This is a genomic window from Mucilaginibacter corticis (assembly GCF_007558865.1).
In the GTDB taxonomy this organism is placed as follows: Bacteria; Bacteroidota; Bacteroidia; order Sphingobacteriales; family Sphingobacteriaceae; genus Mucilaginibacter; species Mucilaginibacter corticis.
This window is the reverse complement of record NZ_VLPK01000003.1, coordinates 482,214-504,048: the sequence shown is the minus strand read 5'-3', so window position 1 is coordinate 504,048 and position 21,835 is coordinate 482,214. Positions and strand designations below refer to the sequence as shown.

The window sequence follows — 21,835 nt, the reverse complement described above, 5'->3', positions numbered from 1 at the left end:
ATGAGGGTACATTTTATAGCTATTGGCGGCAGTGCCATGCACAATCTTGCCATTGCCTTACATAAAAAAGGATTTGAAGTAACCGGGTCTGACGATGTGTTATTTGAGCCATCGGTTTCTCGGCTGGCCAAATATGGTATCTTACCCAAAGAAAACGGCTGGTACCCCGAAAAGATCACCAAAGATCTTGATGCGATAATCCTGGGAATGCACGCGCGCGTTGATAACCCCGAGTTGCTAAAGGCGCAGGAACTGGGTATAAAAGTATATTCATACCCCGAATATATTTACGAGCAGTCAAAAGATAAATTGCGGGTTGTAATAGGGGGTAGTCACGGCAAAACTACCATTACATCAATGATATTACATGTGCTGCAGGCAGCCGGCAAAGACTTTGATTACCTGGTGGGCGCGCAATTGGAAGGCTTTGAAACCATGGTGAAACTAACCAAAGAGGCCCCAATCATTGTAATTGAAGGTGATGAATACCTGGCTTCGCCGATTGACAGGCGGCCTAAATTTCACTTGTATAAAGCTAATATCGGGGTTATCAGCGGGATAGCCTGGGATCATATCAACGTGTTCCCGACGTTTAAAAGTTATATCGACCAGTTTAAGATCTTTATCGAAACCATACAGCCCGGCGGTACGCTGATCTACAGTAAAACGGATAAGGTTTTAGAGGAAGTTGTTGCCGAAGACGAATCAAACGCAATCAAACAGCCTTATGCCCTGCCTGAATATAGCATTGAAAACGGGGTTACTACAATTCTGTCAGACGGCGAAAAATACCCTTTAGAAGTTTTCGGCGAGCATAACCTGCTTAATATGCAAGCCGCACGCCTGGTTTGCGAAGACTTGGGCATTGCTAAAGCCGAATTTTATAACCATATCACAACGTTTAAAGGCGCGGCACGCAGGCTGGAGCTGGTAGGTAAAAATGATAGCGGGACAGTTTTTAAAGATTTTGCACACTCGCCGTCAAAGTTACTGGCGACTATCCATGCGGTAAAGACGCAGTTTCCGGACAGGAAACTGATAGCCTGTATTGAGTTGCACACCTTTAGCAGTTTAAATAAGGATTTTTTAGCAGAATATGCCGGTACGATGGACGAGGCTGATGAAGCAATAGTATTTATTGATAAGAAAACTTTCGAGCAAAAAAAGATGGAACCTTATCCTGCTGAGACAGTTAAAGCCGCGTTTTTAAAGGACGATCTGACGTTTTTTAATGATCCGCAATTACTATTAAGCCAGCTTCAAAAATTGAAGTTAGTTAATGCTAACTTGCTGATGATGAGCTCAGGGAACTTCGGCGGGATAAACCTGGTTGATCTAAAAAATAAAATATTAGAATAAATAGTTGTAAATAAAAAATAATTAGTAACTTTATTAACTATTGAGAAACCCTTATCCCCTGAAATGAAGTCACTAGGAAAAAAAATCAGACTATTACGTCACCAAAAGGCATGGAGCCAGGAAGATGTAGCAAAAAGGTTAGATATTTCTATTCCTGCTTTTTCTAAAATAGAAACCGGTATTACCGATATCAACCTGTCGCGCCTTGAGCAAATATCAAATTTGTTCGAAATGTCGGTTGTTCAATTACTTACATTTAACGATCTGGAGCAAGAACAAAAATTTGTTAATGAGTTAGATATTGTTAATAAAAAGCTGACAGACAGAGAAATAGAAATAATTGAACTGCAAAAGAAAGTTATTGAACTTTTTGAAGAACTGCGTCACAATAAAATAACAGCTTAAGTTTAAAAACTTAACTATCCATAAAATTAAAAGGCTTATACGTATATGGAATATATGCGTATAAGCCTTTTTTCTTTGCTCTTTGTCGTTTACAGGTTAGAAAACATAACGCATAGTTAAATGCTTATTGGCAAAAGTTGCACCCATCGAAGCGTGTAACGCCACCATTTTTTCATTAAAATCTCCAACCCAGGATAATTCTAACACATCGTATTGATTAAGCGGTAGCACATACTCGCCCAGTTTGATAAACAATGCAGATTCTAAGCCATGATTTTGGAACTTTTGCTTGGTACCCATTACTATGGCCCGCATACGGTTTACGCCTTTCCACTTATAATACAGAAATTTAAGCTTCCCTACCAGGTTAAGTTTTCCGTTAAGCGGCTTTAACATTTGGTTGGCATCCGGCAAAACTATATTGAACGATGCCGGTTCGCCATTTACATAGGCAAATAGTATTAAGTTTTCATCCATAATAGGCTTCATTTTATTAAAACTTTCTAATATGGTATTGTAATTTATCGGGACAAAATTTTCAAAGTCGGCCCAGGCATCGTTATAAATTTCAATAAAATCGGCCGCGAATTTTTCTATCTGTTTTGTTTCAAGATGTTTAAATTCATAGCCCGGTTTTTGACTAACCCATTTAGCTATTTTATAAAAACGCTCCGGGAATGGCTTATGTACATCCAGGTGATTGGTGATCTGTTCGTACATTTTTTTAAAGCCATAGTTATCAAAAATCACCTGGTAGTAAGGTGGGTTGTAATTCATGCCATATGACGGTGGTGAAAAGCCTTCGACCAGCAACCCCCAAAAAGTATCATTTTCGCCGAAGTTAATCGGCCCATCCATGGCCTGCATGCCATTATTTTTTAACCAATTCTTAGCAGTGTCAAACAGAAGGAAAGCGGCTTTTTCGTCATTGATACATTCAAAAAATCCCATCCCGCCGGTAGGCTGTTCATAATGATATGCTTTCTTATTGTTAATGAACGCGGCAACTCTTCCAATCAGGTTGCCTTTGTTATTTTTTAAGATCCACCGGGTGCATTTACCGTATTTATGAAAATTATTTTTAAGCGGGTCAAAAACAGCTTCAACATCATTATCAAGCGGGCAAACCCAGTTATTATCATTTTTATAAATGATGCGGGCAGTATCTAAAAATGCTTTTTTTGTGGCTTTATCTGTAACTTCAATAACGGTCATGAATGGATTTTAAATAAAAAAAGCATCCAGAAAGGTATTCTGAATGCTTTAAAATACGTTAGCTAATATAGTTATTAATAATCGTCGTCTTCGTCATCATCACCAAACTCTTCAAAGCCCAGGTCATCCAAAGGCCCGTCAAAATCGTCGTCTTCGTCAACAACTTTTTTCTTTGGCGTTACTTCCAAGTCGTCATCATCATCTTCTGCATCCGTGTTTTTAGGAATGTTCTTGTCTGCATTTTTTTTTGGCGTTCCCATGGGGTGATATTTATTATAAAATTAAAATTAGGATAAGCTTAATAATTTATAAAATCTTCCTGTAAATGTGTGTTCTTATTATTAGTAAAAATAACGAAAATTCAATTTGAAAAAAAAAACATTTAAAATTTATTCCTGCTGCTCGCCAATTGAACTTGAACCATCTGTAAGTTCTTTTATATGAGGCAATTCTTCAATATTATTTATTCCAAAATAATCCATAAAAAGTGAGCTTGTGCCATATAAAATTGGTTTTCCAATGGTTTCAGACTTCCCGTTTATTGCGATTAATTCCTTTTCAAGCAATTTTTGTATGGAGTAATCACAGTTTACGCCACGGATCTGCTCCACCTCGGTTTTAGTTACGGGCTGCTTGTAGGCAATGATGGAAAGCGTTTCTAAAGCAGCCTGGCTCAGCTTCTTTTTTGACCGTTGTAGTTGCAGTAAACTGATAACCGGGTGATAAGTTTTTTTAGTAAGAAACTGGTACCCGTTATTTACATGGGTAAGCTCAATGGCAAAATTATCTGCCAGGTATTTGTTCTTAATATTTGTAAGGCTCGTATTTATTTCTTCGGTTGTAAAATCGCGCTCAAAGGCAGCCTGCAGGCAGTATAAAATTTCTTCAACACGGATGCTTTGTTCTGAAGCAAAAACAAGAGCCTCTATATACAATTCAGGATTCTCCATTATGCAGTAAAATTAATATTCCTCAAACGTGTAACAAGTTTTTAATTAAAAATGCAACCGGTTATAGCTAAATAAGACCGGTTCTTAAATTATTTAATTAGAAATTAAATCCAAACATCACTTATTCGTATTACTGGTATGCTTTTTGGCAACGGGGAACTATAACCGAAATTATGATTTTTTTAATATTGAAATATCTTTTTTAATAAAAATTCAATAATTCCTCAAAGGAGTAACAATGTATTGACAATATGAAAACCGAGGCCGTTTGATTACACGTAGGTTAAAAAAGACAACCAGCAAATTATTACTTAAATACTAAAATATCAAATTCAACAATTCACTCATGGAAACAGAAAAATTATTTGAGAAAGATGATGTAAACTTGGCCAGACGGTCGTTTTTACGTTATGCCGGGGCAGGTGTCGCCACAATTGGCGTATTAGCAGCAGCCTCATGCCACAAGGACAAAAACCCGGGCCCGACTACATCAACAGGTGTTGACATTGGCGCTAAAGGTGATCTTGCCATACTTAACTATGCTTACGCACTTGAGCAATTAGAAGCGGCATTTTATATCAATGTTGCGGCCCACATGTACACAGGCGCTACTGCTGATGAGATTGCTTTATTAACAGATATTCGTGACCACGAAGTTGCACACCGCGAATTTTTTAAGGCAGCTTTAGGTACAAATGCCATTAAATCATTAACACCTAACTTTAGCGCAATTGACTTTTCAAAACGCGATAGCGTTTTAGCTGCCGCAAAAGCATTTGAGGATACAGGCGTAAGTGCATATAATGGTGCAGGTTACTTAATTCAAAACGCTGATTATTTACTGATAGCAGGAAAAATTGTATCAGTTGAAGCGCGTCATGCTTCATACATCCGCAATTTAGTTAGTCCGGGAAGCTTTGCTGACGCTACAATACTTGACGTTAATGGTTTAGACAAACAACAAACCATTGCCCAGGTATTGCCGATAGCAAATACATACCTTACTACCAAAGTGAGTGCGTCTAATTATGGTTACGTAGCATCTTAAAAACAGAAAAGTCATGAATTTATTTGGAATAATAGAAGAAATTGAAAAGGCAGATCCCGAGTTCCAGGACAGGATCAGCCCACGTCGCGCAGCGATAAAAAATATCACAAGCTTTGGTTCAAAAGTGGCGGTTGCTGCTATGCCGTTTGCTTTCAGCACCCTGTTTAAAAAGGCTTATGGCCAGGCTGCTACACCATCAGTAACTGATGTGTTAAACTATGCCTTGAAGTTAGAATATCTTGAATCTGCATTTTACAATGCAGGTGCAGCTTCGTCATTAGGCTTCTCTGCATCAGAAAAAGGATATATCACACTTATCCAGGGTCATGAAAATGCACACGTTAAGTTTTTACAAAGTGTGTTAATGTCTGCTGCGGTTGCTCAAAGTACACAAGGTAATAACGGGGTTTATGATTTTACAGCAGGCGGTACTTTTCCAACTGTATTAACAAACCTGGATACCTTCTTTGCGGTAGCGCAAGCGTTTGAAGATACCGGCGTACGTGCGTATAAAGGCCAGGCAGGTTTCTTGTTAGGAAACAACGGAGCTTTAACCCCGGCATTGAACATCCACTCTGTTGAAGCACGCCACGCTTCTGCCATCCGCCAGATCCGTAGGGCAAGAGGTGCATCAACTACCAAACCGTGGATAGTTGGCGCTAACGATACCGGTATAGGCGCTGTTGACGGTAACTATGCAGGTGAAGACAATATCAAACAGGGTGGTGTAACTATTACCAGCCTTGCAGGTGTAAGCGGTAATGTAAGCATTGCGGCTGCTACAGCAAGTTTCGATGAGCCGTTAACTTCGGCACAGGTTGTTGCTTTAGTTGCGCCATTCGGTGTAAAATAATATTGAAATACCTATGTTAAAAACGCCCCGGCTTGCCGGGGCGTTTTTGTTTTATGCCTTTTGCAGATTACCTGGATCGGGATTTAAATTGCATTTTTATACGGGGATAAAAGCGACATGATCAAATCAATCTTAGTATGCCTGGTAGTATTTAGCGGTGTTAAAACATTTGCTATATCACATATAGATACTCCATCATACAAACACAGCAGAACCCTAACCGGTAACAGCGGCAAAAGCATAGAGCAGTACGGCATCAAACAGGAAATAATGGGTACCTGGATGGGGCGTTCAAGCTGGAAGAATATTGCTAATGGTGATTGGCTCTGGGCTAAAGAGAGTGGCGTGCCAGCCTGGAAGGCAAACCATTTCGACCGCCCCATTGATGTGGGCGTGCCATTGATACCTACCGATATGGGCGTTAATTATAATGAATATTTAAAGGAGATCATATCGGGATCACAAGATAGTACTTTCATTTCTTTGGGCAGATGCCTGGCTAAGTACGGACCGAAAGCCGTGTACGCCCGGTTATGGTGGGAGTTTAACATGAACCCTATGCGGCAAACACCCGATCTGTTTATAGCCGCCTGGCGCAGGGCGGTGCCACTGATCAAAAAAGGATTTAAATCGGCAGCGGTTAACGGGCAAATAGTTAATATCGTGTGGTGTGTAAATGCCGGTAACCCAAACCCTGTGCCGTTTTATCCGGGTGATGATGTGGTAGATGTTATCGGGTCTGATACATACGGGATGATCTGGGGAGACAAAGACCCTACTCAACAACAAATGCTGGACAGGATAACCAAAGGCGACTACATGCTGCAGTGGCAGGCAAGTTTTGCCAATCAGCATAAAAAGCCAACCTGCATAGGCGAGTTTGGTAATGTTGCCCCTAAAGGAAATAAACCTAACGAATTACACGGAGTAGGCGATTGCCCCGAATATATTGACGCTATTTACGATTGGGTAAAAACTTGTAATTACGGTTGCCTGTACGTTTGCTATTTTAACCTGCCCGATGGCGGCGTGGGCCATACATTAGACCAAACACCGTTGTCGCTTAAACGGTTGAAGATGAGGGCGGTGAGTAGTCATTAGTCATTGGGTCATTACGTCATTAGTACATGTTCCAATGACTAATGACGTAATGACCCAATGATTAATAGTTAATCACCTGTTCTTCCAACTGTGTCGGCATTTCGCGCCAGTCGTATTTTTGGTTGCGGAGTTGCGGCTCAAACCCTGCGGCTTTGATAGAATCCTGGATACCTTTAGCGGTAAAACGGTGCGGCGCACCTGCGGCGGATACCACGTTCTCTTCGATCATGATGGACCCGAAATCATTAGCGCCTGCGTTTAAGCAGATCTGTGCCACCTGTTTACCAACGGTTAACCATGAGGCCTGTATATTTTTAATGTTCGGCAGCATAATACGGCTCAGGGCTATCATGCGGATATATTCATCGCCGGTAACGTTATTGGTGATACCCCGCACTTTACGTAATAAAGTACCGTCATCTTGGAACGGCCAGGGGATGAACGCGATAAAGCCATGATGCCCTTCAGGTTTTTCTGACTGTACCTCGCGGATCCATACCAGGTGCTCAAAACGTTCTTCAATGGTTTCTACGTGGCCAAACATCATGGTGGCCGAGCTTGGCAGGTTCAGCTGGTGCGCGGCGCGCATTACGTCCAGCCATTCCTTACCGCCGCATTTACCTTTTGATATCAGCCTGCGTACACGGTCGTTCAATATTTCCGCACCTGCGCCCGGCAGTGAATCTAATCCCGATTCCTTCATGGCACGCAGCACATCGATATGGCTCATGTTCTCCAGTTTGGCTACGTGCGCTATTTCAGGCGGGCCTAACGAGTGCAGTTTAAGCGTAGGGTATAATTCTTTCAGCTTTTTAAACAGATCAGTATAGAAACTCAGGCCCAGGTCGGGGTGGTGGCCGCCTTGCAGCAAAAGCTGATCGCCGCCCAGGCGGAACGTTTCTTCTATCTTTTGTTTATAAGTTTCAATATCAGTGATATAGCTATCCTCGTGGCCGGGGCGACGGAAGAAATTGCAAAACTTGCAGTTAGCTATACAAACGTTGGTAGTATTAACATTACGGTCTATCTGCCAGGTTACCTTGCCATGCGGAACCTGCTTTTTACGCAGTTCGTTTGCCACATACATCAGGTCGGCTGTTGATGCATTATAGTGCAGGTAAACGCCTTCCTCAATACTCAAAAACTCAAACCGCGAAGCGCGTTGTAACAGATCGGCAGTATTCATACAGCAAATATACAAAGTAGTAAGGTTAAAGGTGAAAGCGGATAGGTAAAAGGTATTTTATTGAAAAACTTTACCGAAAGCTAACAAAGCATTTGTTGGTAAATGTTTGTCACAATTGACCGTGTCGTGGCGCTAATGGCCGTTATGGCTTACGGCCTACTAACAAGATTCCGTGCACCGTAGGTGCTAAAGGTCGGTAGCAAAAAAACCAAATGTAAAATTCGTGCCGTCAGGTACGAAACGTGCGAAGTTGCATTGCTGATGACTTACCATTGCAGAAAGTGCTTGGCATATTTAAGCCCTATGGCGAAAATAATGTTGGAAGGAATTTCAAGCTCCTTATTAAAAATTAAAACGGGTTTTATCAGATCCGGACTGATATAATCGCGCTCTATCCAAAAAAACTGCCTGATGGATTTAACCGGGGTAGGCGAAAGTATTTCAGCAAAATCTTCGTCTAACAGGTCTATATCTTTGTAAAAATCCAGCTCAGCATATTCATACTGGTTCCACCGCATCTCTCGCACTAGATTTCAATTAAAGCAGACGGCAGCGTTAGCAACACGTCTGATATTTGTACTAATCTTTCCAGGGTTATTTTTGTGACGCCACATTCTATTTTGCTGTAGGCGTGCTGGGTTAATTTTAGTTTTGATGCAACGTATTCCTGGCTGTAGTGCAAGTTTTCGCGCCTAAGCCTGATATTCATTAATGTTTTTTTGAGGTTCAATGGCATTTTATTCCTTCAAATTAATTGGTAACCGATGCATAAGCTACAGAAGAGGTTGGAACGATATGCCTCGTTACCCAATTAACGTAATTTGAAGGAAAATAGTTTCCTGTTATTTCTTATTATTAAATTAATTAAATTATAACAATAAAATATAAACAATTTGATATTGTTACACCACATTCCCCTTCTCCAATTTCAAAACCTTGTCCACGCTCTCCGGTATCTCATGCTGGTAATGGGTCACGTAGATCAGTGTAACCTTACTCAGTCCGCAAATGGTATCTACCAGGCTTTTAAAATGTTGCTGCTGGTGTGTGTCCATGCCCTGGCAGGGTTCGTCAAATATCAGCAGGGGCGGGTTTTTGATCAGTGCACGGGCCAGCAGGCATAAGCGTTGCGCACTGGCCGGGATGTTTTTTAACAGCGTACGCGCGTATTTATCGATCTCTAAAGCTTTCATCCAGCGCAGGGCTATTTCCGCACGTTCTTTGTTGCTTGGCCTGAAAAGGCCCAGGGTATCATAATAACCCGATTCGATCACCTGCAAACAACTGTTATCCGTCGGGAAGTATTGGTGCAGTTCCGGCGATACAAAACCTATTTTCTTTTTAATGTCCCAAATACTTTCGCCGCTGCCGCGTTTTTTATCAAACAGGATAATATCATTGGCATAGGCCTGCGGGTTATCGCCGTTTATTAAACTTAGCAGGGTTGATTTACCGGCGCCATTATGCCCAAGCAGCGCCCAGCGGTCGCCGGGGTTTACCTGCCAGTCCACATCATTCAAGATCACGTTTTCGCCATATTGTACATGTACCTTATTCATGCTGATTATCTTCCCGTAATCAAAAGATGCGGCGCCGGTATTTAAAAGCGACCGTAATTCATCCTTGTCAATGTTATCAGTTTGCTGCAGTTCTACCAGTTTAGGGCTAAAATCAGCCTTCGTAACAACGTGAGTGATCACACCATTTTTCAATACGGCCACATTGGTAATAGCATCAGGGATCTCATAAGGCGATGTAGCCATCACAACAGTAATACCCGATGCAATGATCTCGTTAATAATAGCATTAAACTCCTGCCGCGTTTCAATATCCAGGCCGGTAAGCGGGCTATCCAGCAATAATAGAACAGGGTTTTTCAATAAGGCAGCAGCAATGCGCAGGCGTTTTGTTTCGCCATTTGATAATTTGATGAGCTGCTTGCGGCTTAAGCGGTCTAATTTTAAGGTCGTTATGATCTTATCAAAATCCCAATACACATCAGCCCGCGGAGCGGGTTTTATGGTATGCAGGTATTCGGTAACGGTTAAGGCATCCTCACTGTCAGACGAATTATAACGCTGCTGGTAATAAAAATCGCCGGTGTTCGATAGGTTTTTAAAATGATGCTTAGCCTCAACCATGGCCACCAGTTTATGGTGTGTTAAGTTTTCGGGATTGCCGGGATGCCGGTCAAGATAATCCTCGAAAAAGTGATAACGGACCTCGCCGCCTGTAATATTGAAATTACCCGCTATGGTTTGCAGCAAAGCGCTTTTGCCCGATCCGCTTTCGCCTACCAGGGCCCAGTTCTCGCCTTTGTTGATAGTAAAGTTTAAATGATCAAACAATACATTATTTAAAAACCTTACGGTGATGTTTTGTGCAGAAAATACAGGAGATGTCATAGCCGGTAAAATTAGGCATCTGTGCCAATAAGCCCAACTTATCACGCCAATAATTAAGCAATTTTATCGATGTAGTATGCTGTGTAGCTATTGATGTACATGATGTATAAACAATGTTTACTCCGCCCAAAAACATTTGGTGCGTAATGTTAGTTATTGCTGTAATTTAAAACCCTATTAACCATGAAAAAATTAAACATCTCCCTTTTAGTACTAACCATGATGGCGCTTAGCAGCTGTTCTGTTATAACCGGTATTTTTAAAGCCGGCGTATTTGTAGGCATCTTAGCAGTAGTAGTTGTAATTGGCGTAATTATCTGGATCATCTCGCTGTTTATGGGCGGTGGTAAATGATTTTACTTTTTTGATATTAATTTATTCAAAAGTTAATTATTGGCAAGCTTTTGGTTACACACATGGTAAATAAATAATCAAAACCATGGAAAACAACAAAGCAACTATCGAAACATTGAATGATCTGGTACAGATCAACAATGACAGGATCAAAGGCTACATGAATGCCATTAAAGAAACTAAGGATAACGATGACAACCTGGTAGCTGTGTTTAACAATAAGATATTGGAAAGCCAGCAGCTGAAATCAACCCTTGCCGAAGAGATTGAGGTATTGGGTGCCGATGTTGAAAATGCCACAACCGTTAGCGGTGCCATACACCGTACCTGGCTTGAAGTTAAGGCAGCATTTAGGGGCCATAGCGAAAGAAGTATTTTAGAAGATTGCGAGTTTGGCGAAGACGCTATCAAAAAAGCTTACCAAACAGCCTTGAACGAACAGCATCTACCGGCATATATCAGGGATATCCTGAACGATCAAAAGGCGATCATCGATCAATCGCATGACGAGATCAAAGCCCTGCGTGATTCGGTTGTTGAACTTAATCCTCAACAAAGTTAACAGCAACAAAAAAGCCTCCGGGATGAACTTCCGGAGGCTTTTTTGTTTTGTAACTAACAAAGATTACATTTTTTTAGTAGTATCTTTTTTAGTAGTGTCCATTTTGGTTGTGTCTTTCTTAGAAGTGTCAGCCATTTTGGTAGTGTCAGTTTTTACTGAATCAGTAGTAGTAGTTGAGCTTGAACCTTTGCAAGCTGCGAAAGAAGCTACAACAAGAGCTAAAGCAGCGATTTTTAATGAATTTTTCATGTTAAGTTTTTTAAAAAGTGACTATATAGTTTTTCTCTTAATACTGTAAAACACAAAAGGTAACCCACTATTTGTAAAATAGTGGGTTACCTTTTGCTAAAAAACTAATAATCAAGTATAAAAGTTGCTAAAATTATTTTTTATATCGGTGTTTTATAACAGTTTTAGTAATAATAGTACTATCGTTTGATCTGATATTATTAATATCAGGCAACAAAAAAGGTAACCCAAATGAGTTACCTTTTGCTAAAAAAAACTAAGTAATCAGCTTTTAAAATTGTTAAAATTATTTTTTAACAGAATCTTTTTTAACTGTAGTAGTTTTTACAGTAGTGTCTTTTTTAGTTGAGTCTTTTTTAGAAGTATCAACTTTAACTGTAGTGTCTTTTTTAACTGAATCAGTTTTTACAGAATCAGCGCCAGCAGAACCTTTTCCTTTACAAGCTGCAAAAGCGGTGATTGTTAAAGCAACCGCGGCAATTTTGAATGCATTTTTCATTTTTTGTCGTTTTGTTGTTGTTTATAAATGTGATTTATTGGTATTAATACATTTTTTACTAAAAGGTGACCCAATTATACAGCGTATCATGCATAAATAATTCGCATAAAAAAAGGGACACGGCATTTTAAGGCGTGTCCCTATCAATTTGCAATTAAAAGTACTTATTTCTTGTTGTGGGTTTCGGTAGTTTTGGTTTTTACCTCAGTTTTTTGTGTGCTGATGGTGGTGTCTTTTTTCAATGAATCAGGCGTGGCAGAGCTGGTGTCTTTTTTAACAGAATCTGTTGTAGTGGTAACGCTTGATGAATCAGTTTTTACAGAATCAGCACCACCGCTTGACCCTTTGCCTTTACATGCAGCAAATGATGCTGCAATAACTAAAGCTAAGAAGCCGTTTTTTAATGTAGTTTTCATGGTTGTGTGTTTAAATAAGTATAATTTGTTTAATAATTTAAAAACACCACACATTAAACATGCCAAACCAATTTATTACGCTTTTTTAACTGTTTGCAAATGATAATGTTAGTACCTTGGGCTGCAATGAGGGCAAAATATTGAAAGGCCAAACACAATATTTATTTAATTTAGATTTTTCTTACCTGCAATGGGTTACAATTTTGTATAAATAGTATTAATAGTGAATAAACAGTTAAAAGATTCAACGCCAACAGACAGCGAGGTTATTCTTGGGATACTAAATAATTCGGAAAGCGCATTAAGAAAGCTCTACACAGCTTATTTTCCGATGGTATTACAATTGATCATTAATAATAGCGGCGATGAAGATGATGCTAAGGATATATATCAGGAAGCAATAATTGTTCTTTATAATAAGGTTAAAGCCGGCGATTTTGAATTAAGTAGTAAGCTGAAAACTTATATCTATTCGGTTTGCCGCAGGCTGTGGTTAAAAAGGTTGAGTCAGCTTAACCGATATGGCGGGGATATCAGGGATTTCCAGGAGTTTTTGCCGATAGAGGAAGAGGAGGTAGACCAGCATAGTGACCGCGATATCCAGTTTAACAAAATGGAAAGCGCGTTAAGGTTATTAGGCGAACCCTGCAAAACCATTATGGAGGACTTTTATATCCACAATAAATCAATGCAGGATATCTGCGAACGTTTTGGTTATACCAATGCAGACAATGCCAAAACGCAAAAATATAAGTGCCTGCAAAGGCTGAAGAAACTATTTTTTCAGCAGAAATAAAAAGGAGTAAGAAAATGAGTGATGACCAGCTTTTAGAAGTAATTGAACGTTACCTTAACGGTGAAATGAAACCGGATGAGCGTAAGAAATTTGAATTGCTGCGCAAGGAGGATGCCGAGGTGGATGGAAAAGTTGTGGAACATAAACTTTTTATAAGCCTTTTAAAACAATACGGCGAACGTGTTGAAATGGAAAGCCGCCTTAACGCTATCCATGATGAAATAGATGTGCACACGCTGAAAGAAAATCTGATGATCCACCCGATGTGGATCGTGCAGATGTGGCGTAACCATCATTCAAAGATCTCGGTTGCCGCGTCGGTGGCTATATTTACCGTGTTAAGCGTGTTGCTGTTTACCGGTAAACTAACCAACAGCGATAACCCGAACATCATCGAATTGAAAAACAAGGTAGAAAGGCTGGATAGATCAAACACCAACTTAAGCCGTTCTATCAACGCTATTAAATCAGATAAATCAGTAAAAGGTAAACCCGTTGTTGATAAATCCACCTTTACCGGTACCGGTTTTGCTATTACTGCCGATGGTCTGATCGCTACCAACTACCACGTGGTAGATGGTGCCAACGCGGTTTCTGTACAAAACGCACAGGGCGATAGCTACAAGGCAGAGGTATTATATGCCGAGCCGCAGCATGATATTGCTATCCTGAAAATAGTTGATAAGACTTTTGAAGGCCTTGATGCTGTACCTTACACCTTTAAACGTGCGGAAGGTAATATAGCCGAGCAGATCTCTACCTATGGTTATCCTGACGGATATCCTGCTTACAGCCCCGGTTCGTTATCATCACTGGTTGGTCAGAACGGCGACAGCGTACATTATAAGGTTACTATACCGATCAATCCCGGCAACAGCGGCGGCCCGCTATGGGACAGTAAAGGAAATATCATCGGTATTACAGATGCCAAGCAATCGCAGGCTGAAGGTGAGCATTTTGCCATCAAATCAAGATACCTGTTAAATGCCATCAAAAATATTCCTGCAGATTCGCTGGACAAGAAAGTTATCCTAAACAAAAAGAATACTCTTGCCGGCCTAAGCGAAGCGCAAAAAACAGAAAAGACCAAGAACTTTGTATTTATGGTTAAAGTTTATAACTGATAAATACTCCATTTACCTATGGACTGGAAAAGGCGCTGTAAGGCGCCTTTCTTGTTTGACCTTGATTTTTAGGATTTGATGATTACCATGATTAATGTTAATTATCAAATCAAGGAAATCCTTAAATCCTAAAATCAAGGTCTATCTATCTACTTCCCCCAAAACAAAATCAATACTGCCTACAATAGCTATCAAATCAGCAATCATAACGCCTTTGGCAATCTCCGGCAATACAGACAAATTGTTAAAGCTGGGCGCGCGTACTTTTGCGCGGAAAGGTATCTCTGAACGCGCGTCGGTATGCATAAAGTAAAAACCGAGTTCGCCTTTTGCGCCTTCGCATCTTATATAGTAGTCCTGTGGTTTTGGGGTGAGTTTGCGGGGTAGCTTAGCGCGCGGGTCAAAATCGGTGGTGCGCTTTAACTCGTTTTGCAAACGGTCAAGGCATTGTTCCATGATCCTTAATGATTGTTCAATCTCATCGACGCGCACTTTGTAACGGTCCCAGCAATCGCCAACGGTACCCATTTCGCCTTTACCTACCGGGATCTCAAAATCTATCTCCGGGTAAACCGAATAATTATCTATCCGGCGCAGGTCCCATTTTAAACCGGAACCACGCAGCATAGGGCCAGAGCAGCCATAGTTAATGGCTACATCACGCGGCAATACGCCAACATTTGCAGTACGGCTGATGAAGATCTGATTTTCTGTTAGCAACTGATTAAGCTCGGCCATTTTGGGCCTGAAGTAATTAACAAACTCGCGGGCGCGTTCTTCAAAGCCTACGGGCAGGTCGTAAAACAAGCCGCCAACCCAAATATAATTATACAGCATGCGCGAGCCCGAGGCCCATTCAAGCATGCCCATAATATGCTCACGGTCCTTAAACAACCAAAGGAAAGGGGTAAAGGCACCAATATCAATACCATAGGTGCCAATAGCTATCAGGTGCGACGCGATACGGTTCATTTCGCATACCAGTACGCGGATATATTCTACCCGTTTTGGGATATCTTTGTCGATACCCAGCATGCGCTCAACACCCATTACCCAGGCATGGCTGTTATTCATGGATGCCAGGTAATCCAGCCTGTCGGTAAACGGAATAGTTTGCTGATAGGTAAGCGACTCGGCATGTTTTTCAAAACAGCGATGCAGGTAACCCATGTGTGGGATAACCTCTTTAACGATCTCCCCATCGGTGATCAGCTCCAGCCGCAAAACCCCATGCGTCGACGGGTGTTGCGGCCCCATGTTCAGCACCATGTCCTCAACGCTGGCTGCAGCGATCTTGTGATTATAGTTCTCTAAAGCTGTATTTATCATCGTCAAACTCCCCCTTTAGGGGGCTGGGGGGCTAAAAATCAATCTTTATTCCTTTATAATACTCTGCAGTCTTATAGTCTTTACGTAAGGGATATCCTTCCCAATCATCCGGCAATAAAATCCGGCGCAAGTCTGGGTGGCCTTCAAAAAATATCCCTACAAGGTCATACGCTTCGCGTTCATGCCAGTCGGCGGTGCGGTAAACAGGTGTCACGCTTTTAAAAACAGGTTCGCCATTGGTACGATCATGTTCCTTGCTGATCTTCAACGTAAGCTGCAATTTATAAGGGATGGATGCCAGGTGATAAACCACACCAAAGCGACCGGCCTCAACACCATAGTCAACGCCGGTAAGGCATGACAGAAAATCAAAATAGGTTTTTGAATTATTGCGCAACTCAAGGCAAACATCTGCTATCCGGTCGGGCGCTATCAATAACGCCGGTTGTAAGCCGCCGGTTTCTTCGCCTTCTATAACGTCCGCGCCGAATGTATTGGTTAGCAATAATTTAATATCCTCAAAACTCATGGTGCAAGGCGTACTTTCTTCCAGCTTTTGTTATCTATCTTTTTAAATACAATACGGTCATGCAGGCGGCTGCGACGTCCCTGCCAAAACTCGATCAGGCGTGGCTTTAAAATGTAACCGCCCCAGTATGATGGTTTGGGCACCTCTTTATCGGCGTACTCGCCCTCCAGTTGGCTCATTTTAGCTTCCAATTCATCGCGGCCAGCAATTTCCTGGCTTTGCGGCGATGCCAGCGCGCCTATCTGGCTTAACTTAGGACGAGAGTGAAAATATTGTTCAGACTGCTCTTTGCTTAATTTTTCAATAGTGCCTTCAATACGTACCTGGCGCTCTAATTCGCCCCAAAAAAATACAATAGCGGCATTGGGGTTTTTGGTTAGCTCTTTGCCTTTGCGACTTAAGTAATTGGTGTAAAAAGCAAAGCCATTGGCGTCAAACCCTTTCAGCAAAACTATCCGTGCCGACGGGCGCCCATCAGCAGTTGCGGTTGCCAGGGTCATGGCGTTAGGTTCATGTATTTCGGCTGCTACGGCCTCATTAAACCATATATCAAACTGTTTTATCGGGTTTACATTTATGCTCTTTTCCGATAGGGTGGCAGCACTGTAATCCTGTCTTAAATTTTGTAGTTCTTCTTTATTCATTTGTGCAAACTTACAAATTAAATATACCGTAAATAGTTATAATTGTATTTCAATGGTAACGGTTTGAACATATTTTACGTTACATTGTTAAACCAATCTATATTATAAACTACGTTTATGTTAAATTCTATCACAGCTGCGGCAGGCCGCTTGTTAATTTCGGAACCCTTTATGACGGATCCGAATTTTAAAAGATCGGTTATCCTGTTAACAGAATATGCCGACAGCGGGGCCATGGGCTTTATTCTTAACCACCAAAGCGACTATTTATTGGGCGATGTTTTGCCCGATACTGCATATTCAGAACTGCCAGTTTACGTAGGCGGGCCGGTAGCAGCCAATACGTTGCATTTTATTCACTGCGTGCCCGAGAAAATAGAGGGCGGCATTGAGATCTGCCCCGGAATATATTGGGGCGGCGATTTTGAATCTGTTAAAGAACAGATAGCCGGTTACCGGTTAAACCAATCAGAAATAAAGCTTTTTATGGGCTATTCCGGCTGGACACCCGCCCAACTTGATGAAGAATTAAAAGAAAATAGCTGGATAGTTGCCGAGAAGTGTAGCGCCGATACCATATTTAACGTTTCAGAACAAAATATGTGGAAAGAAGTGGTTATTAGCCTGGGCAGCAGGTACGCGCACATTGCTAATTTCCCCGAGAATCCGCAGTTGAATTAAGAGATTAGTTAATTAGAGGTTAGAGATTAGTTGTTATGCTTAAAAAACTTTTGATCCTGCTATTTATTGGCAGTTGTTTGGGGTGCCATAAAAACCAACAAAAGGCCGGCTGCGGCACACAGGTATGTACCGACATATTTGCCATCATCAACATAAAATTTACCGATAAAAATGGGAATGCTATTACTGTGCAAAATTACAGTGTTACTAATCTGCGTACGCATTTAAAAATTATCGACCCTGGTTCAACAATCATAGACTTGGCTTATGGCTATTATTTAGTTGCTGACGACAGTGCCAAATCACAACTATCAACCGAGGGCGATGACGTGCTGGTATCAGCAACTGATCCTTCAACCAATCAAACCAAAACCGTTACCCTGAAATTATCCGGCGGATGTAATTGCCATGTGAATAAGGTGTCTGGGGTGGATACGGTGGCGTTTGATTAAATAACGTAATTTCGGGATAAGGAAACCGCAGTGTCATTTCGAACGAACGGTGAAGGGTATAGCGCTTTGGTGTGAGGAGAAATCTTCTACACCGTGCATTTCCGCCTTGTATATTGTAGAAGATTTCTCTTTCGCAGCTTCCCGCAATCTCCCCGCATTGCTCTATCGAAATGACACCTTCTATTATTTAAGATCTTTTAACATCTCTTCTGCCGATTCCTCAACCTTTTTCTTTAGGTTTTCTTTAAACACGATCAGGTTTTTAACTATCGTTTCGTCGGCGGTTGATATGATCTGCGCGGCAAGGATGCCCGCGTTTTTAGCGGCATTTAAAGCTACCGTGGCAACAGGGATACCATTTGGCATTTGCAGGATAGACAGGATAGAATCCCAGCCATCAATAGAGTTGCTTGACTTAACTGGCACGCCAATAACAGGTAAATGCGTTAATGAGGCCACCATACCCGGTAAATGCGCGGCACCACCGGCACCGGCAATAATTACCTTGATGCCACGGCCTGCGGCCTCGCGGGCGTAAGTGAACATACGGTCGGGCGTGCGGTGTGCCGATACTACAGTTATTTCGTACTCAACACCCAGTTCTGTTAAAACATCAGCGGCATCCTGCATAACCGGAAGATCCGATTTGCTGCCCATGATTATACCTATTTTTGGAGAATTCATATTTTTAATAATTGAAGATAATACACTTTAAGCTAAAACCCATCCTAACTGAGATTTTTTCTTTGAAGTGATCTTTTGTAAACCAGTATTACTCCTGCCAATAAGATTGCCGCTATACCAATAACATAACCAAAACGGCTTAACAGTTCAGGGCCATTATCAGTAACAATTTTATTAGCAGGTATGTTAATTTTTAACGAATTAAAATATGCGTTTAGCGTGGTATCGTTGTCCGGCAAAGAGTCTCTTGACAGCAGCGAAATATTAAGCAGTTTATCATTTAAAAAAACTAAACGACTGTAAGCGTAAAGCTCTTTTTTAGGCAATTTAGAAGTGTAAGTGTATGCTACCGCGTCAAGATTAGCTATCGAGATTTTTTTCTTATATAAAAGTTTGCCTTTTGCTGTATTTACATTACCATGGATGTAAGTGTCATATATTTTTTGATTTACATTGTTGGTGAAAAGCTGGCTTAACGTTTTTTTATAAGAAGCAACCTGTGCAAAATAGATCTCACTATTTACTTTAAGATAGTACATGGTTATCCCGTTAGGCAATTCCTTAACAACAGGTTGCCCCGGGAAATTAATTTGCGCTATCTGCTTAAGATTTTGTGTATAAATTAACTGGCAGAAAGCAGGTATCGACAAAAGGAATAAAACTAAGAAAGAAACTATTTTTCTCATTCGTAAGTTGATCAGGCAACTACCTTAAGCGTTTTCTGCACAAAGCGGGCTTTTTCTATCGCTTTCTCGCGGTCATTATCTACCACGGTAACATGGCCCATTTTGCGGAACGGTTTGGTTAATGCCTTGCCATATAAATGCACATATACTCCGGGACATTTTAAGATCTTTTCGATCCCCTGGTAAACGGCTGGGCCTTCAAAACCGGGTTCGCCTAATACGTTTATCATCACCGCGTTGCCTAAGCAGGCGGTATCGCCCATGGGCTGGTCAAAAATCGCCCTTAAATGCTGCTCAAATTGTGATACAACATTGCCCTCAATACTTTGGTGTCCGCTGTTATGCGGGCGCGGGGCAAGTTCGTTCACCAGGATCTGCCCGTCTTTTGTTAAAAACATTTCGACAGCCAATAAGCCAACGATCTTTAGATCTTCGGCTATTTTCTTGGCGATGCGCTCGGCTTCCTGCTGGATCTCGAACGAAAGGGTAGACGGCGATATCAGGAACTCCACCAGGTTAACTTCCGAGTTAAACTCCATCTCAACCAATGGGAAAGTACTCACCTCGCCGCTTTCGTTACGGGCCACAATAACTGCTATTTCTTTTTCAAAATCAATTAAGCACTCTACAAGGCTGGGTTCTTTAAAAGCGTTAGCCAGGTAAGTTTCGTCAGACACCTTATATACGCCGCGACCGTCATAACCATCGCGTCTTAGTTTTTGAATGTAAGGATAAGGGATATCGGTTTGCTGTTTCAGGTCCGCAATGGACGAGATCACCTTAAACTCGGCAGTGGGTATGTTGTTCTCTTTAAAAAATTGTTTTTGCAGGCCCTTATCCTGTATCAGACGGATAATTCTTGGCTGGGGGTATACCAACACACCTTCTTTCTCCAATTGCTCCAGCGCGTCTACATTTACCTTTTCTATCTCGATAGTAAGCAGGTCGACCTTTTTGCCAAATTTATACACGGTTTCATAATCGCCTAACGAGCCAACTGTAAATTCGTCGCATAGTTTACGGCAGGGTGCCTCGCGATCAGGGTCGAGTACTTTAACGGTTACGTTATAATTAATGGCTTGCTGTATCAGCATACGGCCAAGCTGACCGCCGCCTAAAATTCCAAGTTTAAGATCTCCGTAAAATGCTTTCATTTTCAACTGCAAGTTTACCCTAAATCTTTCAAAAATTGATGAGGAATTTTGGTTTTGTGGAGAGGTGTGCACACCATAGCGATGGGTTTTAAACCCATCGCCATTAAAATATTTAATTTTCCTGTTTATCCGCCACCGTAGCAATCGGCAATCCCAAACATAATATCAACGCGAACAGCCCGGTTATAACGTCTTGTATCTTAATAGGGTGGGGGCCTATTTTGCTTAAAGGGATCACTGCAATATTCATAATTACCCACGCTAATGCCCCGAATACGATGGCTACGATGTATTTATTTTTAAATACCGTGTTAAACAGCGGGTATAGCCTGTAAAATACCGTTGTGAATAAAATAGCGATCAAATAATGAAATATTACGCCCGAAACTATCATTTCGGTACCGCCTTCAAAAGCGGCACGGCCAAACATGCCGCTGGCTATATATCTAAAGATAGTTTCAGGACCCAAACTTAAATTAAGTAATATGGCTGCAATGCCATCCAATGTACCGGTTAAAAGGCTTAACCAAAGGATGGTAAGTAGTGTTTTTATTTTGTTATCGTTAGATTTTGACATGATTGAATTTATTAAGCGCCGATATTATTTGCTCACATTTTTAAAAAGCGAATAGCAAAGCAAATTATCAAACTCCTCGTTGTTTTTGTTTTTATCCATAAGAGCGTTATCAATTTCGAAATGGTTTTTCTTCAATAGCATTATTGAACGTTCATTTTTTTCATGGGGCAAAGCCGTAATTGTTTTAACCCCGAGATTATTAAAGCCAAACCCGATAACTTTTGCCATGGCTTCCTGCATTAATCCTTTTCCCTGGAAATCCGGGTATAGCTCATAGCCTATTTCAGCCTCTATATGATCTTCGCTTAAATTATAGAGACAGATGGTACCTATCAGTTTATCATCAGCCGGAAATGTAATTGCCCAATAGAAAGATTGGCCGCTATCAACACTGGTCTGGATCTTTTTAATGAAATCAAGAACCTGGCTGATACCGGTAGTTTCGGGTCGGTCGAGATATTGATTAACGTCGCTATTGGTTCTTAGTGCAAATAAGGCATCGGCATCTTCGGCTTTTAATTTTCGCAAGGCAAGCCGTTCGGTAAAGAGTTTGCTAAATCCTGTAGCCTTGTCCATG

29 protein-coding genes are annotated in these 21,835 nt (G+C 41.2%); 11 read left to right on the top strand and 18 right to left on the bottom strand.

The genetic code is table 11. The features are described from left to right. Both FO440_RS17625 and FO440_RS17620 read left to right on the top strand, forming a co-directional pair. Complete coding sequence (locus tag FO440_RS17625; RefSeq protein ID WP_144249599.1) at positions 1–1,359, top strand: UDP-N-acetylmuramate--L-alanine ligase; 1,359 nt, start codon at positions 1–3, stop codon at positions 1,357–1,359. A 63-nt stretch (positions 1,360–1,422) separates the two neighbouring features. Next, positions 1,423–1,764: a helix-turn-helix domain-containing protein gene (locus FO440_RS17620; RefSeq protein ID WP_144249598.1), complete on the top strand. Its 342-nt coding sequence runs from the start codon at positions 1,423–1,425 to the stop codon at positions 1,762–1,764. A gap of 96 nt (positions 1,765–1,860) precedes the next feature. On the opposite strand, the gene FO440_RS17615 is transcribed toward FO440_RS17620, so the two are convergent. The 3 genes from FO440_RS17615 to scpB all read right to left on the bottom strand — a co-directional run bounded on the left by FO440_RS17615 (position 1,861) and on the right by scpB (position 3,929). Next, positions 1,861–2,979, bottom strand: coding sequence for a GNAT family N-acetyltransferase (locus tag FO440_RS17615; protein WP_144249597.1), 1,119 nt, complete (start codon positions 2,977–2,979; stop codon positions 1,861–1,863). 74 nt (positions 2,980–3,053) lie between these two features. Next, positions 3,054–3,239: a hypothetical protein gene (locus tag FO440_RS17610; RefSeq protein WP_144249596.1), complete on the bottom strand. Its 186-nt coding sequence runs from the start codon at positions 3,237–3,239 to the stop codon at positions 3,054–3,056. A 129-nt stretch (positions 3,240–3,368) separates the two neighbouring features. After that, on the bottom strand, positions 3,369–3,929 hold the full coding sequence (gene scpB, locus FO440_RS17605) for an SMC-Scp complex subunit ScpB (protein ID WP_144249595.1): 561 nt from the start codon (positions 3,927–3,929) through the stop codon (positions 3,369–3,371). A 346-nt stretch (positions 3,930–4,275) separates the two neighbouring features. Between scpB and FO440_RS17600 the strand changes: the two genes are divergently transcribed. From FO440_RS17600 to FO440_RS17590, 3 genes are all read left to right on the top strand, one after another. Further along, positions 4,276–4,977 (top strand): ferritin-like domain-containing protein, encoded by a 702-nt coding sequence (locus tag FO440_RS17600; protein ID WP_144249594.1) that lies wholly within the window; start codon positions 4,276–4,278, stop codon positions 4,975–4,977. A 13-nt stretch (positions 4,978–4,990) separates the two neighbouring features. Further along, positions 4,991–5,830 (top strand): ferritin-like domain-containing protein, encoded by an 840-nt coding sequence (locus FO440_RS17595; RefSeq protein WP_144249593.1) that lies wholly within the window; start codon positions 4,991–4,993, stop codon positions 5,828–5,830. 117 nt (positions 5,831–5,947) lie between these two features. Then, positions 5,948–6,931, top strand: a complete 984-nt coding sequence (locus FO440_RS17590) for a glycosyl hydrolase (protein WP_144249592.1) — start codon at positions 5,948–5,950, stop codon at positions 6,929–6,931. A gap of 61 nt (positions 6,932–6,992) precedes the next feature. Here FO440_RS17590 and FO440_RS17585 read toward each other — a convergent pair whose 3' ends face one another. From FO440_RS17585 to FO440_RS17570, 4 genes are all read right to left on the bottom strand, one after another. After that, positions 6,993–8,117, bottom strand: a complete 1,125-nt coding sequence (locus FO440_RS17585; protein WP_144249591.1) for a CofH family radical SAM protein — start codon at positions 8,115–8,117, stop codon at positions 6,993–6,995. Between the two features lie 266 nt (positions 8,118–8,383). Then, positions 8,384–8,635 carry a hypothetical protein gene (locus tag FO440_RS17580; RefSeq protein ID WP_144249590.1) on the bottom strand — a complete coding sequence of 84 codons (252 nt, stop codon included), beginning with the start codon at positions 8,633–8,635 and terminating at the stop codon, positions 8,384–8,386. 8 nt (positions 8,636–8,643) lie between these two features. After that, the gene (locus FO440_RS17575) at positions 8,644–8,826 is read right to left on the bottom strand and encodes a helix-turn-helix domain-containing protein (RefSeq protein WP_222104008.1); all 183 of its coding nucleotides are present in this window, start codon (positions 8,824–8,826) and stop codon (positions 8,644–8,646) included. 193 nt (positions 8,827–9,019) lie between these two features. Continuing rightward, the gene (locus FO440_RS17570) at positions 9,020–10,522 is read right to left on the bottom strand and encodes an ATP-binding cassette domain-containing protein (RefSeq protein ID WP_144249588.1); all 1,503 of its coding nucleotides are present in this window, start codon (positions 10,520–10,522) and stop codon (positions 9,020–9,022) included. 183 nt (positions 10,523–10,705) lie between these two features. On the opposite strand from FO440_RS17570, the gene FO440_RS17565 reads away from it, so the two are divergent. Both FO440_RS17565 and FO440_RS17560 read left to right on the top strand, forming a co-directional pair. Beyond that, positions 10,706–10,876: a phosphatidate cytidylyltransferase gene (locus tag FO440_RS17565; RefSeq protein WP_144249587.1), complete on the top strand. Its 171-nt coding sequence runs from the start codon at positions 10,706–10,708 to the stop codon at positions 10,874–10,876. Positions 10,877–10,961: 85 nt separating this feature from the next. Further along, a complete protein-coding gene (locus FO440_RS17560) occupies positions 10,962–11,438 on the top strand; it encodes a PA2169 family four-helix-bundle protein (protein WP_144249586.1) in 477 nt (158 codons plus the stop codon). Positions 11,439–11,501: 63 nt separating this feature from the next. Here FO440_RS17560 and FO440_RS17555 read toward each other — a convergent pair whose 3' ends face one another. From FO440_RS17555 to FO440_RS17545, 3 genes are all read right to left on the bottom strand, one after another. Then, a complete protein-coding gene (locus FO440_RS17555) occupies positions 11,502–11,687 on the bottom strand; it encodes a hypothetical protein (RefSeq protein ID WP_144249585.1) in 186 nt (61 codons plus the stop codon). A 286-nt stretch (positions 11,688–11,973) separates the two neighbouring features. Continuing rightward, positions 11,974–12,186, bottom strand: a complete 213-nt coding sequence (locus FO440_RS17550) for a hypothetical protein (RefSeq protein WP_144249584.1) — start codon at positions 12,184–12,186, stop codon at positions 11,974–11,976. 164 nt (positions 12,187–12,350) lie between these two features. Beyond that, positions 12,351–12,602, bottom strand: a complete 252-nt coding sequence (locus FO440_RS17545; RefSeq protein ID WP_144249583.1) for a hypothetical protein — start codon at positions 12,600–12,602, stop codon at positions 12,351–12,353. A gap of 223 nt (positions 12,603–12,825) precedes the next feature. Here FO440_RS17545 and FO440_RS17540 point away from each other — a divergent pair, with 223 nt between their 5' ends. Both FO440_RS17540 and FO440_RS17535 read left to right on the top strand, forming a co-directional pair. Beyond that, the gene (locus FO440_RS17540) at positions 12,826–13,398 is read left to right on the top strand and encodes an RNA polymerase sigma factor (RefSeq protein ID WP_144249582.1); all 573 of its coding nucleotides are present in this window, start codon (positions 12,826–12,828) and stop codon (positions 13,396–13,398) included. Between the two features lie 14 nt (positions 13,399–13,412). After that, positions 13,413–14,522: a S1 family peptidase gene (locus tag FO440_RS17535; protein WP_144249581.1), complete on the top strand. Its 1,110-nt coding sequence runs from the start codon at positions 13,413–13,415 to the stop codon at positions 14,520–14,522. A 141-nt stretch (positions 14,523–14,663) separates the two neighbouring features. Here the strand turns inward: FO440_RS17535 and FO440_RS17530 are convergent, their stop codons facing one another. Genes FO440_RS17530 through pdxH form a run of 3 tightly spaced genes read right to left on the bottom strand, consistent with a single transcriptional unit; the run spans position 14,664 to position 17,024 of the window. Further along, a complete protein-coding gene (locus FO440_RS17530; RefSeq protein ID WP_144249580.1) occupies positions 14,664–15,851 on the bottom strand; it encodes an NADH-quinone oxidoreductase subunit D in 1,188 nt (395 codons plus the stop codon). A 31-nt stretch (positions 15,852–15,882) separates the two neighbouring features. Beyond that, the gene (locus FO440_RS17525) at positions 15,883–16,380 is read right to left on the bottom strand and encodes an NADH-quinone oxidoreductase subunit C (RefSeq protein ID WP_144249579.1); all 498 of its coding nucleotides are present in this window, start codon (positions 16,378–16,380) and stop codon (positions 15,883–15,885) included. Further along, positions 16,377–17,024 (bottom strand): pyridoxamine 5'-phosphate oxidase, encoded by a 648-nt coding sequence (gene pdxH / locus FO440_RS17520; RefSeq protein WP_144249578.1) that lies wholly within the window; start codon positions 17,022–17,024, stop codon positions 16,377–16,379. The genes FO440_RS17525 and pdxH overlap by 4 nt, the downstream gene beginning before the upstream one ends. A gap of 117 nt (positions 17,025–17,141) precedes the next feature. Between pdxH and FO440_RS17515 the strand changes: the two genes are divergently transcribed. Then, positions 17,142–17,705, top strand: a complete 564-nt coding sequence (locus FO440_RS17515; protein ID WP_144249577.1) for a YqgE/AlgH family protein — start codon at positions 17,142–17,144, stop codon at positions 17,703–17,705. 35 nt (positions 17,706–17,740) lie between these two features. Next, positions 17,741–18,157 carry a hypothetical protein gene (locus tag FO440_RS17510; RefSeq protein WP_144249576.1) on the top strand — a complete coding sequence of 139 codons (417 nt, stop codon included), beginning with the start codon at positions 17,741–17,743 and terminating at the stop codon, positions 18,155–18,157. 183 nt (positions 18,158–18,340) lie between these two features. On the opposite strand, the gene purE is transcribed toward FO440_RS17510, so the two are convergent. From purE to FO440_RS17485, 5 genes are all read right to left on the bottom strand, one after another. Next, on the bottom strand, positions 18,341–18,841 hold the full coding sequence (gene purE, locus FO440_RS17505; RefSeq protein WP_144249575.1) for a 5-(carboxyamino)imidazole ribonucleotide mutase: 501 nt from the start codon (positions 18,839–18,841) through the stop codon (positions 18,341–18,343). Between the two features lie 44 nt (positions 18,842–18,885). Continuing rightward, positions 18,886–19,527 carry a hypothetical protein gene (locus FO440_RS17500; protein ID WP_144249574.1) on the bottom strand — a complete coding sequence of 214 codons (642 nt, stop codon included), beginning with the start codon at positions 19,525–19,527 and terminating at the stop codon, positions 18,886–18,888. An 11-nt stretch (positions 19,528–19,538) separates the two neighbouring features. Further along, on the bottom strand, positions 19,539–20,681 hold the full coding sequence (locus FO440_RS17495) for a 5-(carboxyamino)imidazole ribonucleotide synthase (protein WP_144249573.1): 1,143 nt from the start codon (positions 20,679–20,681) through the stop codon (positions 19,539–19,541). 112 nt (positions 20,682–20,793) lie between these two features. Continuing rightward, positions 20,794–21,258 (bottom strand): hypothetical protein, encoded by a 465-nt coding sequence (locus tag FO440_RS17490; RefSeq protein WP_144249572.1) that lies wholly within the window; start codon positions 21,256–21,258, stop codon positions 20,794–20,796. 24 nt (positions 21,259–21,282) lie between these two features. Next, positions 21,283–21,834, bottom strand: a complete 552-nt coding sequence (locus FO440_RS17485) for a GNAT family N-acetyltransferase (RefSeq protein ID WP_144249571.1) — start codon at positions 21,832–21,834, stop codon at positions 21,283–21,285. Position 21,835 lies beyond the last annotated feature (1 nt).

What these genes read in the sequence shown, in the direction of transcription:
- FO440_RS17500 (WP_144249574.1), bottom strand. Translation starts at nt 19,527, where the DNA reads ATGAGAAAAATAGTTTCTTTCTTAGTTTTATTCCTTTTGTCGATACCT.
- FO440_RS17600 (WP_144249594.1), top strand. Translation starts at nt 4,276, where the DNA reads ATGGAAACAGAAAAATTATTTGAGAAAGATGATGTAAACTTGGCCAGA.
- FO440_RS17535 (WP_144249581.1), top strand. Translation starts at nt 13,413, where the DNA reads ATGAGTGATGACCAGCTTTTAGAAGTAATTGAACGTTACCTTAACGGT.
- FO440_RS17565 (WP_144249587.1), top strand. Translation starts at nt 10,706, where the DNA reads ATGAAAAAATTAAACATCTCCCTTTTAGTACTAACCATGATGGCGCTT.
- pdxH (WP_144249578.1), bottom strand. Translation starts at nt 17,024, where the DNA reads ATGAATAAAGAAGAACTACAAAATTTAAGACAGGATTACAGTGCTGCC.
- FO440_RS17525 (WP_144249579.1), bottom strand. Translation starts at nt 16,380, where the DNA reads ATGAGTTTTGAGGATATTAAATTATTGCTAACCAATACATTCGGCGCG.
- FO440_RS17620 (WP_144249598.1), top strand. Translation starts at nt 1,423, where the DNA reads ATGAAGTCACTAGGAAAAAAAATCAGACTATTACGTCACCAAAAGGCA.
- FO440_RS17585 (WP_144249591.1), bottom strand. Translation starts at nt 8,117, where the DNA reads ATGAATACTGCCGATCTGTTACAACGCGCTTCGCGGTTTGAGTTTTTG.
- FO440_RS17610 (WP_144249596.1), bottom strand. Translation starts at nt 3,239, where the DNA reads ATGGGAACGCCAAAAAAAAATGCAGACAAGAACATTCCTAAAAACACG.
- FO440_RS17550 (WP_144249584.1), bottom strand. Translation starts at nt 12,186, where the DNA reads ATGAAAAATGCATTCAAAATTGCCGCGGTTGCTTTAACAATCACCGCT.
- purE (WP_144249575.1), bottom strand. Translation starts at nt 18,841, where the DNA reads ATGAATTCTCCAAAAATAGGTATAATCATGGGCAGCAAATCGGATCTT.
- FO440_RS17560 (WP_144249586.1), top strand. Translation starts at nt 10,962, where the DNA reads ATGGAAAACAACAAAGCAACTATCGAAACATTGAATGATCTGGTACAG.
- FO440_RS17515 (WP_144249577.1), top strand. Translation starts at nt 17,142, where the DNA reads ATGTTAAATTCTATCACAGCTGCGGCAGGCCGCTTGTTAATTTCGGAA.
- FO440_RS17530 (WP_144249580.1), bottom strand. Translation starts at nt 15,851, where the DNA reads ATGATAAATACAGCTTTAGAGAACTATAATCACAAGATCGCTGCAGCC.
- FO440_RS17590 (WP_144249592.1), top strand. Translation starts at nt 5,948, where the DNA reads ATGATCAAATCAATCTTAGTATGCCTGGTAGTATTTAGCGGTGTTAAA.
- FO440_RS17485 (WP_144249571.1), bottom strand. Translation starts at nt 21,834, where the DNA reads ATGGACAAGGCTACAGGATTTAGCAAACTCTTTACCGAACGGCTTGCC.
- FO440_RS17490 (WP_144249572.1), bottom strand. Translation starts at nt 21,258, where the DNA reads ATGTCAAAATCTAACGATAACAAAATAAAAACACTACTTACCATCCTT.
- FO440_RS17595 (WP_144249593.1), top strand. Translation starts at nt 4,991, where the DNA reads ATGAATTTATTTGGAATAATAGAAGAAATTGAAAAGGCAGATCCCGAG.
- FO440_RS17615 (WP_144249597.1), bottom strand. Translation starts at nt 2,979, where the DNA reads ATGACCGTTATTGAAGTTACAGATAAAGCCACAAAAAAAGCATTTTTA.
- FO440_RS17545 (WP_144249583.1), bottom strand. Translation starts at nt 12,602, where the DNA reads ATGAAAACTACATTAAAAAACGGCTTCTTAGCTTTAGTTATTGCAGCA.
- FO440_RS17580 (WP_144249590.1), bottom strand. Translation starts at nt 8,635, where the DNA reads ATGCGGTGGAACCAGTATGAATATGCTGAGCTGGATTTTTACAAAGAT.
- FO440_RS17510 (WP_144249576.1), top strand. Translation starts at nt 17,741, where the DNA reads ATGCTTAAAAAACTTTTGATCCTGCTATTTATTGGCAGTTGTTTGGGG.
- FO440_RS17555 (WP_144249585.1), bottom strand. Translation starts at nt 11,687, where the DNA reads ATGAAAAATTCATTAAAAATCGCTGCTTTAGCTCTTGTTGTAGCTTCT.
- FO440_RS17495 (WP_144249573.1), bottom strand. Translation starts at nt 20,681, where the DNA reads ATGAAAGCATTTTACGGAGATCTTAAACTTGGAATTTTAGGCGGCGGT.
- FO440_RS17625 (WP_144249599.1), top strand. Translation starts at nt 1, where the DNA reads ATGAGGGTACATTTTATAGCTATTGGCGGCAGTGCCATGCACAATCTT.
- FO440_RS17575 (WP_222104008.1), bottom strand. Translation starts at nt 8,826, where the DNA reads ATGAATATCAGGCTTAGGCGCGAAAACTTGCACTACAGCCAGGAATAC.
- scpB (WP_144249595.1), bottom strand. Translation starts at nt 3,929, where the DNA reads ATGGAGAATCCTGAATTGTATATAGAGGCTCTTGTTTTTGCTTCAGAA.
- FO440_RS17570 (WP_144249588.1), bottom strand. Translation starts at nt 10,522, where the DNA reads ATGACATCTCCTGTATTTTCTGCACAAAACATCACCGTAAGGTTTTTA.